General features: G+C 73.6%; 7 protein-coding genes. 2 read left to right on the forward strand and 5 right to left on the reverse strand.

Annotated elements, in window-relative coordinates; genetic code table 11:
* A partial coding sequence (locus CWIS_RS05795; protein WP_048342313.1) for a GNAT family N-acetyltransferase occupies positions 1-2,554 on the reverse strand: 2,554 nt, incomplete at its 3' end.
* A gap of 100 nt (positions 2,555-2,654) precedes the next feature.
* Between CWIS_RS05795 and CWIS_RS05800 the strand changes: the two genes are divergently transcribed.
* On the forward strand, positions 2,655-5,141 hold the full coding sequence (locus tag CWIS_RS05800) for a DNA topoisomerase (ATP-hydrolyzing) subunit A (RefSeq protein ID WP_048342314.1): 2,487 nt from the start codon (positions 2,655-2,657) through the stop codon (positions 5,139-5,141).
* Between the two features lies 1 nt (position 5,142).
* On the opposite strand, the gene CWIS_RS05805 is transcribed toward CWIS_RS05800, so the two are convergent.
* The 3 genes from CWIS_RS05805 to CWIS_RS05815 form a co-directional block, all read right to left on the reverse strand.
* Positions 5,143-5,907 (reverse strand): lysoplasmalogenase, encoded by a 765-nt coding sequence (locus tag CWIS_RS05805; RefSeq protein ID WP_048342315.1) that lies wholly within the window; start codon positions 5,905-5,907, stop codon positions 5,143-5,145.
* Between the two features lie 144 nt (positions 5,908-6,051).
* Positions 6,052-7,098: a GNAT family N-acetyltransferase gene (locus CWIS_RS05810; protein ID WP_048342316.1), complete on the reverse strand. Its 1,047-nt coding sequence runs from the start codon at positions 7,096-7,098 to the stop codon at positions 6,052-6,054.
* An 82-nt stretch (positions 7,099-7,180) separates the two neighbouring features.
* Complete coding sequence (locus tag CWIS_RS05815; protein WP_048342317.1) at positions 7,181-9,310, reverse strand: type IIA DNA topoisomerase subunit B; 2,130 nt, start codon at positions 9,308-9,310, stop codon at positions 7,181-7,183.
* A 232-nt stretch (positions 9,311-9,542) separates the two neighbouring features.
* Here CWIS_RS05815 and CWIS_RS05820 point away from each other — a divergent pair, with 232 nt between their 5' ends.
* Entirely contained in the window at positions 9,543-9,758 is a 216-nt protein-coding gene (locus CWIS_RS05820; protein WP_048342318.1) for a hypothetical protein, read from the forward strand.
* Between the two features lie 72 nt (positions 9,759-9,830).
* Here CWIS_RS05820 and uxaC read toward each other — a convergent pair whose 3' ends face one another.
* Positions 9,831-11,255 (reverse strand): glucuronate isomerase, encoded by a 1,425-nt coding sequence (uxaC, locus tag CWIS_RS05825; RefSeq protein WP_048342319.1) that lies wholly within the window; start codon positions 11,253-11,255, stop codon positions 9,831-9,833.
* Positions 11,256-11,309 lie beyond the last annotated feature (54 nt).

Genomic DNA, 11,309 nt, shown 5'->3' on the forward strand with positions numbered 1-11,309 from the left:
CGAGGTCCGCGACATCCACGTCGGTCAGCGGCGGGATCCCGTACGCGACGTCGCCCAGCAGGTCGGACGCGTCGCCCGCGAGCCCGACGCTGATGACCGGCCCGTACAGCGGGTCCTCGACCGAGCGCACGACGCACGACGAGCCGCGCGGCGCCATGGCCTGCACCTCGAGCGGTGCAGCGCCGGGCTCGCTCTGGTGCCCGGCGGCCAGCGCGAGCACCTCGACGACGTCCGCCCGCAGCTCGGTCTCGTCCGCGACGTCGAGCCGGACGCCCCCGAGGTCGGCGCGGTGGCGCAGCGCGGGCGCCGTCGTCTTGAGCGCCACCGGGTACCCGATGGCCCGCGCCGCGGCGACCGCCTCGTCGGCGTCGTGCACGGGCGCCGACGGCAGCACGTGCACGCCGACCGACGCGAGCAGCCGGCCCGACTGCTCGGCCGAGAGGACGACCTGCGACTGCCCGGCGAGCCAGTCGCGCACCAGGCGGGCAGCACCGCGCAGGTCGGTGCCGTCGGGGTGCAGCGGTCGACCGTGGTCGCGCGTCCGCCAGGTCGCGTACCGCGCGGCGTGCCCCAGGGCGAGCGCGGCGTCCTCGGGCGTCGCGTAGGCGGGAACGGTGCGCGGCACGCCGTCCAGGTCGGGCGCCGTGAGCTCGTCGGTCACGCCGCGGAGGCCGAGCACGCACGCGACGACGGTCTTGCCGCTGGCCGCCGCCGCGCGCGCCACGACGCGACCGAACCGCGGGTCCGGTCCCCCGACGGTCGGGATCCGCACGACGATCGCCGCGTCGACGTCCGGAGCCTCGATCGCCTCGCGGATCAGGGACTCGGAGACCTCGTCGTCCGCGTCCTCGGGCAGCACCTGGGCCCCGACGACCACGAGACCCGCCGTGGCCGCCGCCTCCGCGACGAACGTCGCGCCCGACGACGAGCTCCCCACCACGGCGACGCGACGCCCGGCGGGCAGCGGCTGCAGCGCGAGCACCTGCGCGACGTCGAAGAGCTGATGGGTGTTCTCGACCCGGATCACGCCCGACTGACGCATGAGCTCGTCGACCGCGCGCGCAGGCGCCTGCGTCGCCCGCACCGCGTGCCCCGGGGGCACGACCTGGCCCGAGCGGCCCGCGGTGAGGACGATCACGGGCTTGGTGAGCGCGAGCCGGCGCGCGACGCGGGAGAACTTGCGCGGGTTGCCGATCGACTCGAGGTAGAGCCCGACCACGTCGGTCCCCTCGTCGTCCGCCCAGAACTGCATGAGGTCGTTGCCCGAGACGTCGGCCCGGTGCCCTGCCGAGACGAACTCGGCGAGGCCCAGACCGCGCCTGCGCAGGGCGTCGAGGAGCGGGACCGCGAGCGCGCCCGACTGGCTGAACAGCCCGATCCTGCCGGGCCGCGGCAGGTCGTCCGCGAGCGAGGCGTTGAGCGCACCGTCCGGTCGCCACGAGACGACGCCGTACGACGCAGGACCGATCAGGCGCATCCCGGCGCGGTGCGCGGCGGCCAGTACGGCACGCTGCAGCTCGAGCCCGTGCGGACCCGTCTCGGCGAAGCCCGCGGTCAGGAGCACGACGGCGCGGGCTCCCGTCGGCGCGATCGCGCGCACGACCGCGAGCGCTGACGCGGCCGGGACGGCCAGCACCGCCAGGTCCACGGGTCCGTCGACGCCCGCGAAGGCCCCGGCGATCGCGGCGGCTGTCGCGTGCTCGTCACCGGCCTCGGCGCCTTCCGCGGCGGCGCCGTCAGCACCGCCGTCGGCCGCCGGAACCTCGCCGCTCGGGTCGAGATCCGTACCGACGGACTGCACGCGCACGTGCGAGTCGGCGAGCGCGAGGTGCGCCAGGACCTTGCGCGCCATGCCGAGGTGCAGCGGGCGGGGCGGCGGCGCGCCGGGCAGCACCGGTCCGACGACGAGCACCGAGCGCGCCCCGAGCACCGCGCGCATCGACCGCGCCTCCGCCCGGTGCTCGCGGTCGGCCATGACCGCGAACGACCGGTCCGTCGGGTCGATGTCGAACGCGAGCGAGACGACGCCGTCCTCGGCGTGCTGCCGCACCTCGTAGCCCGCGTCGCGGAACACCGAGATCATGCGGCCGTTCTGCGGCAGGACCTCGGCGACGAACCGCCGCACGCCACGCTCCCGCGCGGCGGCGGCGAGGTGCTCGAGCAGCACCGAGCCCAGTCCCCGCCCCTGCTGGGCGTCCGCGATGTTGAAGGCGACCTCGGCCTCGTCCTCGTTGACCCGGTCGTACCGCGCCACGCCGATGATCCGGTAGCCGACCGGGCCGTCGTCGTCCGCGGTCGCCACCAGCGCGACCCGCTCGTCGTGGTCGACGTGCACGAGGCGCTGCAGGTCACGCTCGGGCAGCCGCTCGAGGTGCGCGAAGAACCGCAGGTAGGTGGACCGCTCGGACTGCGCGACGTGGAACGCCTGCAACGCGTCGGCGTCCGACGCGCGGATCGGGCGCACGTGCGTCGTCGCGCCGTCGAGCAGGACGACGTCGGCCTCCCAGCCCGCCGGATAGCTGGCGTCCGCGCCCTCGCGGCCCTCGTCGTCCATGCGGCCAGGCTAGCGATCCCGCGCGCCTGGCACGCGGCACCCCGCGCGCGGGCGAGAATGGGCCGGCACCACGACCGCAGCACCCGAGGAGCAGCCCCGCATGGCGCGTCGCCCCGCGACCCCGAACCTTCCGCCCGACGACCTGGTCGAGCGGATCGTCGACATCGACGTCGCGACCGAGATGGAGGGCTCGTTCCTCGAGTACGCCTACTCGGTCATCTACTCGCGCGCGCTCCCCGACGCCCGTGACGGGCTCAAGCCCGTGCAGCGACGCATCCTGTTCCAGATGTCCGACATGGGCCTGCGCCCCGACCGGCCGTACGTGAAGTCGGCGCGCGTCGTCGGCGAGGTCATGGGCAAGCTGCACCCGCACGGCGACTCGGCGATCTACGACGCGATGGTGCGCCTCGCGCAGCCCTTCAGCCTGCGCCTGCCGCTGGTCGACGGTCACGGCAACTTCGGTTCGCTCGACGACGGCCCCGCGGCGCCGCGCTACACCGAGGCACGCCTCGCTCCCGCGGCGATGGCGATGACGACCGACCTCGACGAGGACGTCGTCGACTTCGTCCCGAACTACGACAACAAGCTCCAGCAGCCCGACGTGCTGCCCGCGGCGATCCCGAACCTGCTCGTCAACGGCGCCGCCGGCATCGCGGTCGGCATGGCCACCAACATGGCGCCGCACAACCTCGTCGAGGTCGTCGCCGCAGCGCGCCACCTCGTGATGCACCCCGACGCGACGCTCGATGACCTCGTGCGGTTCGTGCCCGGCCCGGACCTGCCGACGGGCGGCAAGATCGTCGGCCTCGACGGCGTGCGCGACGCCTACCGCACGGGGCGCGGCGCCTTCCGCACGCGCGCCACCGCGCGCGTCGAGAACGTCACCGCGCGCCGCAAGGGCATCGTCATCACCGAGCTGCCCTACATGGTCGGGCCCGAGAAGGTGATCGAGAAGATCAAGGAGGGCGTGCAGTCCAAGAAGCTCTCCGGGATCGCCGACGCGGTCGACCTCACGGACCGCGCGCACGGTCTGCGGCTCGTCATCGAGGTCAAGTCGGGCTTCGACCCCGACGCCGTCCTCGAGCAGCTGTACCGCGCCACGCCGCTCGAGGACTCGTTCTCGATCAACAACGTCGCGCTCGTCGAGGGTCAGCCGCGCACGCTCGGCCTGCGCGAGCTGCTCGTCGTGTGGGTCGACCACCGGCTCTCGGTCGTGCGCCGACGATCCCAGTTCCGGCTCGACAAGCGGCTCGAGCGGCTGCACCTGGTCGAGGGCCTGCTGATCGCGATCCTCGACATCGACGAGGTCATCCAGGTCATCCGCACGTCCGACGACGCCGAGGCCGCCCGGGCGCGGCTGCGCTCCGTCTTCGACCTGTCCGAGCCTCAGGCCGAGTACATCCTCGAGCTGCGGCTGCGCCGCCTGACGAAGTTCTCCCGTCTCGAGCTCGAGCGCGAGAAGGAGCAGCTCGAGGCCGAGATCGACGAGCTGCGCGCGATCCTCGCCGACGACCTGCGGCTGCGCACGCTCGTGTCCGACGAGATGGCGCAGGTCGCCGCGACGTACGGCACGCCCCGACGCACGATCCTGCTCGAGTCCGCAGGCGGCTCCGCGGTCACCGGCGCCGCGGCGGCGAAGGGCTCGTCGCGCGCCCCCGCGGTCGCCCTCGAGATCGCGGACACCCCGTGCTGGGCGCTCCTGTCGGGCACGGGCCTGCTGGCGCGCACGGCCACCGACGAGCCGCTCGAGCGCACGCCGGACACGCGCCGGGCCAAGCACGACGTGCTGGCGTCGGTGATCGCGACGACCACCCGCGCCGAGATCGGCGCCGTCACGTCGCGCGGTCGGCTGGTGCGCGTGCCGATGCTCGACCTGCCCGCGCTCCCGCCGACGAACGGCGCGCCGTCGCTCGGCGGTGGCGTCCCGCTCAGCGAGGTCGTGGCGCTCGATCCGGGCGAGCGGGTCGTCGCGCTCGCCTCGCTCGCGCCCGACGCACCGACGCTCGCGCTGGCGACCGCGCAGGGTGTGGTCAAGCGCGTCACCGCGGGCGACGTGCCGAACAACCGGGACGCGTGGGAGGTCATCGGGCTCAAGGACGGCGACGAGGTCGTCGGCGCGAGCCAGGTCACGGACGACGACGAGCTCGTGCTCGTCTCGTCGGACTCCTCGCTGCTGCACTTCGGTGCGACCCAGGTCCGACCGCAGGGCCGTGCCGCGGGCGGCATGGCGGGGATCAAGCTCGCCGCCGGCCAGCGCGTCGTCGCGTTCGCGGGTCTGTCCGCGGCGCAGGCCACCGACGCAGTCGTGGTCACCGTCTCGGGCTCGTCGTCCGCGCTGCCCGGGACGCAGGCCGGCTCGGCGAAGGTCTCGCCGTTCGAGGTCTTCCCCGGCAAGGGCCGCGCGACGGGTGGTGTGCGCTCGCACCGGTTCCTCAAGGGTGAGGACGCGCTCATCCTCGCGTGGGTCGGGCCTGCGCCTGCCTGGGCGTGCGGGTCGGCGGGCCAGCCCGTCGACCTCCCGGCACCCGACCCGCGACGCGACATGTCCGGCACGGCGCTGCACGCGCCGCTGCACGCGATCGGCTGACTCAGACCTCGAGACCGCGGCGGGCGGTGACGAACGCGACCACGTTGTCGCGCTTGGGGGCCTGCGTCTGCGTCTGCGCGGCACTCGCCGCGGGGCGCGTGGCCCGCCGCGCGCGGTTGTCCGACGCGACCGACGCGACGAGCAGCGCCTGGCCGACCGTGTACGTCAGCATGACCCACACGTCCTGACCGGGCAGGTCCCAGCCCGGCACGAACCGGCCGAGCGCGATGAGCGCGTCGGAGACCAGGAACACCGCACCACCCGCGGCCCCGAGCGGTCCGAGCCCGGTCGCCAGCACCGCCATCGCGGTGAGGACCCCGCCGTAGACCGCGACGGGGACCAGGAGCGTCCCGGCGTGAGGGCCGCACAGTGCGACGAGCCCGACGAGCACGCCGGCGTAGACCACGAGCCAGGCGGGCGCCGTGCGCACGACGCTGCGCCGGACGCGCGGCGCGAACGCGACCACGTAGGACACCTGAGCGAGCAGGAAGCACCCGACCATCGCCAGGAACGCCGCGTCGCCGTCGAGCAACCGGGGCGTGAAGTCGCCGAGGAACGACGCGACGAGGCCCCCGAACGCCCAGGTGACGAGGTGCCCGCGTGGCCAGCGGGTCGCGGCCCAGAGAGCACCGGCGAGGGCCGGCATGAGCAGGCACTGCGTCACGTCGGCGAGGACGGCGGCGTCCGCGAGCAGCGCACCCAGGTGCACGACGACGAGCACGACGTAGCCGACGGACCACCAGCGCAGCGCGACCGACGAGGGCATCGGGGCGTCCTTCCCGCCGGCGGGCCGGCAGCACGACGGCGGACCTCGTCGTCCGCCCGGCGCGATGCTATCCCGCGGCACCGCGGGCCGGCGACGCCCGGGCAGGCGAGCCCTGACCTGCCCGGGTGCGGCCCCCGCGTCCCCTCAGAGCTCGATCGTGTAGAGCGTCGAGCGGTGGAACGGAGCGAACCCGAGGGAGGTGTACAGGCCCAGCGCCCCGGACAGGTTCTCGGTGTCGACGCCGATCTCGGCGTACTCGATCCCGTCCGCCCGCAACCGCGCCATGACGCCCGCCAGGAGCGCGGGGGCGATCCCCCGGCGCCGCCAGGCAGGACGGACCCCGAGCAGCTCGACGTAGCCCGAGCTGTGCCCCGCGATCTCCCAGTCCTGCTCGTACCGGCCCGAGAGGAGATATGCCGCGACCTCACCGGTCGTGTCGTCGACCGCGAGCAGGCTCCACGGCGGGGCGAACTGGCTGCGCCCGCTGCGCCACGCCTCGGCGGTCTGCGGCTCGCTGCCCCAGTGCGACGCGAACGACTCGTTGTGCGCGAGGCGCACGTCGTCGTCGCGGTCCTCGCTCCACGCCACGACGCTCACGCCCTGCGGGGCCGGCACCTGCGGGAGCGCGACGTCGAGCGGACGCCGCAGCTCGGAGTACACGCGGATCGGCGCGAGCCCGGCCGCTCGGAGCAGGTCGATCGACGCCGCCGCCTGCTCGGAGGCGAACGCGCCGATCCGCCCCGGCACGTCCTTGCCCGTGGCCGCCAGGACCTGTCGCGCGCGGTCGATCTGCCAGGCCAGCACGTCGCGCCCGATCCCCCGTCCGCGCCACTGCGGGTCCACGCCGCCCTCGAGGAACGTCCGCACCGTGGTCGTGTCACCCGGCGGCTGCGTCACCTGGGCCCACGCGCGCAACGCGCCGGACGGGTCCAGCCCCCCGAGCGTGTCACGCGCCGGGTCCTTCCAGTCGCCGTCGAACTTCTCGGCGACCTCGTCCTGCGACGTGCGGAACGGCTCCCCGTCCGCCTCCTCGATCTGGGTGACGAGCCGCGTGAGGTCGGGGACGTCGTCGAGCGTGAGGGCGCGCCAGGCGAGCCCGTGGGCCTCGGAGGGACGCCGTGCCTCGGCCGGCGGCTGTGCCCGCTCGGCGATGGGCGACGTCGTCAGGGCGGTCTGGTCGGCGGCAGGCATGCGCCCATGCTCCGACGACCCTCCGGGCGCAGGCAACGGCAATTGCCCGCCCACGCCGGTATGCGTGCGGTCGAGCCCCCCGTCAGACGTCGATGCGGCTGCGGTCCAGCCCGTGCGCCCCGGCGACGATGAAGTCCTTGCGCGGCGCGACGTCCGAGCCCATGAGCAGCTCGAAGACCTCTTCGGCGCGCTGGGCCGCGTCGACGGTCACGCGACGCAGCGTGCGGAACCGCGGGTCCATGGTCGTCTCCGCGAGCTGATCGGCGTCCATCTCACCGAGGCCCTTGTACCGCTGGATGTCGTCCTTGTACTTCTTCCCGGCCTTGTCGAGCTTCTTGAGCGTCGCCGCGAGCTCGGTCTCGGAGTAGGTGTAGACGTACTTGTCGGCGTCACCCCGCACGCCGCTCAGCTCGATGCGGTGCAGCGGCGGCACGGCCGCGTAGACGCGACCCTCCTCGACGAGCGGTCGCATGTAGCGGAAGAACAGCGTGAGCAGCAACGTCCGGATGTGCGCACCGTCGACGTCGGCGTCGGTCATCAGCACGATCTTGCCGTAGCGCGCCGCCTCGAGGTCGAACGTGCGCCCCGAGCCCGCGCCGATCACCTGGATGATCGCCGCGCACTCGGCGTTCTTCAGCATGTCCGTGATCGAGGCCTTCTGGACGTTGAGGATCTTGCCGCGGATCGGCAGGAGCGCCTGGAAGTCCGACGAGCGCGCGAGCTTGGCCGTGCCGAGCGCGGAGTCGCCCTCCACGATGAACAGCTCGCTGCGGCCCACGTCGTCGATCCGGCAGTCGGCGAGCTTGGCGGGCAGCGAGGACGACTCGAGCGCGTTCTTGCGGCGCGAGATCTCCTTCTGCTTGCGCGCCGACAGGCGTGCGCGCATCTCCCCCACGACCTTGTCCAGCAGCGCCGCGCTGTGCGCCTTGTGCTCGCGCTTGCTCGAGGAGAAGACCGCGCCGAGCTCCTGCTCGACGACCTTCGCGACGATCCCGCGCACGGGCCCGGTCCCCAGGACCTCCTTGGTCTGGCCCTCGAACTGCGGCTCGGACAGGCGGACCGTCAGCACGGCGGTCATGCCGGCGAGCACGTCCTCCTTGTCGATGCGCTCGGTCGCCGCGTCCTTCGCGCTGATCTTCAGGCGACGCGCGTTCGCCTCGACCTGCTTGCGCAGCGTCTTGAGCAGCCCCGCCTCGAAGCCGGCCTGGTGCGTGCCGCCCTTGGGCGTCGAGATGATGTTCACGAACGTGCGCAGCTCGGTCTCGTACCCGGTGCCCCAGCGCACCGCGACGTCGACCTCGCACGTGCGCTGCACCTCGCGCGGGGTCATGTGGCCCTTCTCGTCGAGCACCGGCACCGTCTCGGTGAACGTGCCCGAGCCGGTCAGGTGCCACGTGTCCGTCACGGGCGCGTCGGGCGAGAGGTGGTCGACGAAGTCGACGACACCACCCGTGTGGCAGAACGTCTCCTCGTGCGGGCCGTCGGCGCCCGGGGTGCCGGGCAGGCCGCGCTCGTCGCGCACGACGATCGTCAGGCCGGGCACCAGGAAGCTCGTCTGGCGAGCGCGCGTGACGAGCTCGTCGTACGCGAACACGGCCGACTTCGGGAAGATCTGCCGGTCCGCCCAGTACCGCACGCGCGTCCCGGTCCGGGCCCGCGCCACCTTCCCGACGACCGCGAGCTCCGACCCGGAGACGAACGGCTCGAACGGCGACTCGGGCGAGCGGCCCGCGCGGTCGTCGAACGTCCCGGGCTCGCCGCGGTGGAACGTCATGCGGTGCGTCTTGCCGTCGCGGTCGACCTCGACGTCGAGCCGTGCCGACAGCGCGTTGACGACCGAGGCGCCGACGCCGTGCAGACCGCCCGACGCGCCGTACGAGCCCCCGCCGAACTTGCCACCCGCGTGCAGCTTGGTGAACACGACCTCGACACCCGTCAGGCCCGTCTTCGGCTCGACGTCGACCGGGATGCCGCGCGCGTTGTCACGGACCTCGACCGAGGTGTCGGCGTGCAGCACGACCTCGATGCGGTCGCCGTGGCCACCGAGCGCCTCGTCGACCGAGTTGTCGATGATCTCCCACAGGCAGTGCATGAGGCCGCGGCTGTCGGTCGTGCCGATGTACATGCCGGGTCGCTTGCGGACGGCCTCGAGCCCTTCGAGCACCGAGAGGTGCCGGGCGGTGTAGTCCGAGCGCGAGGAGGTCGTCGTCACGCGTGAGATCGTAGCCGCGCACGCCCACAGACCCTGGCTGCCATGCCGCTCGCGCAGCCGCGCGATCGCGAGGGCGGCGACCGTCGACGGTCGCTGCGACGGGCGCCGCGACGTGCGCCAAAGGTCCCTTGCGTGTCGGCTGCATCACGATCGTGTGACGTTTCCGTACGCGGACAGCGAACCACCCGCTTCCGAGGGGATGGAAAGTGCGGGCTGATGGTTGTATGGAGACGTGACAGCGACAACGACCGAACCGCTCACCGCAGCCGACCGCTGCGACCGCTGCGGTGCCCAGGCCTACGTCCGCGTGGTGCTCCCCGTGGGCGAGCTCCTGTTCTGCGCACACCACGCCCGCGAGCACGCTCCGAAGTTCGCCGAGCTCGCGACGCACGTGCACGACGAGACCGACCGACTGCTCGAGGAGCACGGCGCCGGCGCGGTGCGCTGAGCCCGCCCCACTCGACGACGAGGCCCGGACCGTTCGACGGTCCGGGCCTCGCCTCGTCCCCTCCCGAGACCCTCAGAGCCGGAACACCTCACGAGGGCGTCCGTCGACCAGGTCGACGATCGCCTCCGCGGCCTCGTCCTCCCTCAGGCGGTGCTCGGCCACCAGGCGCGCGAGGTAGCCCGCGTCCAGGCGCCGCGCCATGTCGTGCCGTGCCGGGATCGAGCACAGCGCACGCGTGTCGTCGATGAACCCGCTCGTCCGGGACAGCCCCGCGGTCTCGGTGACGGCCGACCGCCACCGTCGCACCGCGTCCGGTGCGTCGAGGAACCACCACGGCGCACCGACGTACACCGACGGGTAGAAGCCCGCGAGCGGTGCGAGCTCACGGGAGAACGTGCTCTCGTCGAGCGTGAAGAGCACCAGCCTGAGGTTCGGGTGGGTGCCGTACCGCTCGAGCAGCGGCCGCAGCTCGTCGGTGAACGAGCCGCGCAGCGGGATGTCGTGCCCGGTGTCGGGGCCGAACCGGGACAGGGTCGGGCCGTGGTGGCCGCGCCGGACGCCCGGGTGCAGCGTCATGGTCAGCCCGTCGTCGACGGACATGCGCGCCATCTCGAGCAGCATGTGGCGACGCAGTGCCGTCGCACCCGCCGGGTCGATCTCACGTCGCACCGCCCGCGCGTACAGCCGCTCCGCGTCCGCGGCGTCGAGCGCAGCGGTGCCGACGTCCTCGTGGCTGTGGTCCGCCGACACCGCCCCGTGGGCGCGGAAGTGCTCGCGACGCTGCTCCATCGCCAGGACCCAGCCGGCGTACGTGCCGGTGTCGACGCCCGCCGTCGCGCCCAGACGCGTCACGTCGTGGACCCACGCCGACCGGCCCGACTCGAGGTACCGGTCGGGACGGAACGTCGGCAGGACGCGCCCCTCGAAGGTCGGGTCCGCGCTGAGGATCAGGTGCGCGGCGAGGTCGTCGGTGGGGTCGTCCGTCGTCGCCATCACCTCGATGCCGAAGCGACGGAACAGCGCGCGCGGGCGGAACTGCGGCTCCCGCAGGCACGCCGAGATCCGGTCGAAGATCGCGTCGGCCGTGGCCGGGCCGGGCTGCGCCTCGATCCCGAAGACCTCGGCGAGCTCGGACTCGAGCCAGTACCGCACCGGTGTCCCCCGGAAGACCGCCCAGTGCTCGCACAGGTGCCGCCAGGCGCGCCGCGCCGCGTCCTCCGCGAGCGGGCCTTGGCCGACGCCGAGCTCGTCGAGCGCGACGCCCGAGGCGTGCAGGAGTCGCGTGACGTAGTGGTCGGGCGTCAGGAGCAGGCTCGTCGGGTCGGCGAACGGCTCGTCGTCCACCAGCAGCCGCGCGTCGACGTGCCCGTGCGGCGACAGGATCGGCAGGTGCTGCACCTGCTCGTACAGGCGCCGGGCGATGGGCCGCAGCTCCCTCTCGAACGGCAGCAGACGATCGGGGTGCAGCGCTGTCGTGGGCGCCGTGAGCACGCTCATGACTCCTCCTGCTCGGTGCGGTCGCCGGACCACTGGGTGTGGAACGAACCGTCG

This window comes from Cellulomonas sp. A375-1, assembly GCF_001040865.1.
Taxonomy (GTDB): domain Bacteria; phylum Actinomycetota; class Actinomycetes; order Actinomycetales; family Cellulomonadaceae; genus Cellulomonas; species Cellulomonas gelida.